Source organism: Zoogloea dura, from assembly GCF_012927165.1.
GTDB lineage: Bacteria > Pseudomonadota > Gammaproteobacteria > Burkholderiales > Rhodocyclaceae > Zoogloea > Zoogloea dura.
Window position 1 is genome coordinate 1 of record NZ_JABBGA010000082.1, and the last position, 1,079, is coordinate 1,079.

The following is a 1,079-nucleotide window of genomic DNA, read 5'->3' on the forward strand; positions in this document are numbered from 1 at the left end:
TGTCGCCAATCGATGCCGTCGCGGGCGGGGCCGGCGGGCAGTAGATGCCGGCATCCCAGCTCATGTCGTTCTCGCCGGACTCCAGGGTGGTCTGGATGGTGTTCTGCACCGAGGCGCCGCTGCGCGTCACCAGACGCACGTTGTCGATGATCCCGCCCACGCTGTCGTCGTCACCGGCCTGCTCCCGGAACTCCAGACGGCTGGAGGCATCGGCCGCCGTCACGGTGAAGCTGTACTTGGTCAGGGCGGTGGAGGCCGGATCGACCGTGGCCACCTTGACGCCTTCCCACCAGATCTCCGCGGTGTTGGTGGACGCCGCCGTGCCCGAACGCTGGGCCAGGTCCACGCTCAGCTGGTAGGTCTGCCCGGCCACCGTCGCCACGTCCTGGGCGAAGCCCGTCACCGTGCCCGTCTTGTTGGCATCCAGCTCGGCCGTGTAACTGCCGGTGGCACCGGACACCCCGAAGGAGCTGGCGGTGCTCACCTCGACCGTATCACCCAGCCCGCGCCACCCCGTGGTACCGAACTCGAAGCTGCCATTGACGATCAGGTTGGTGGTGCCGAGCACGGCGCCCACATCCGAATCCGTACCATCGTTGCTGCCCACGTCCTTCAGGGTGAAGCTGCACCCCGCCGGCGCGGTGAATTGCACCGAGTAGGTCCCCGGCATCAGGTCCTTGAAGATGTAATTGCCGTTGGCGTCGGTCTGGGTGGTGGCGATCACGTTGCCGCTGGCATCCAGCAGCTTCACCGTGGCGCCCGCCACACCAGCCTCCCCCATGTCCTGGATACCGTTGCCGTTGCTGTCCGACCACACCCGGTCGCCGATGGAGGCCTTCTGGTACAGGCCCGCATCCACGCTCAGGTCGCTTTCGCCCGCGCTCAGGTTGACCACCCCGGTCTTGCCCGTCAGGGGGTCGAAGTCGCTGTCGGTCGCATCATTGCCACCCAGGTCCTTGCCGCTCAGGAAGTAGCCGGTCGGCGCCACCACCTGGGCCGAGTAGTCGCCCGGTGCCAGGTTGTTGAACAGGTAGCTGCCATCCGCCCCGGTGGTGGTGGTACCGACCACATTGCCGCTG

Annotated in this window: 1 protein-coding gene; it reads right to left on the minus strand. The window is 67.1% G+C overall.

Going from position 1 to position 1,079, the window contains the following annotated elements; genetic code table 11:
* Positions 1–1,079, minus strand: a 1,079-nt coding sequence (locus HHL15_RS26180; protein ID WP_206198987.1) for an SdrD B-like domain-containing protein, incomplete at both ends; no start/stop codon positions are given.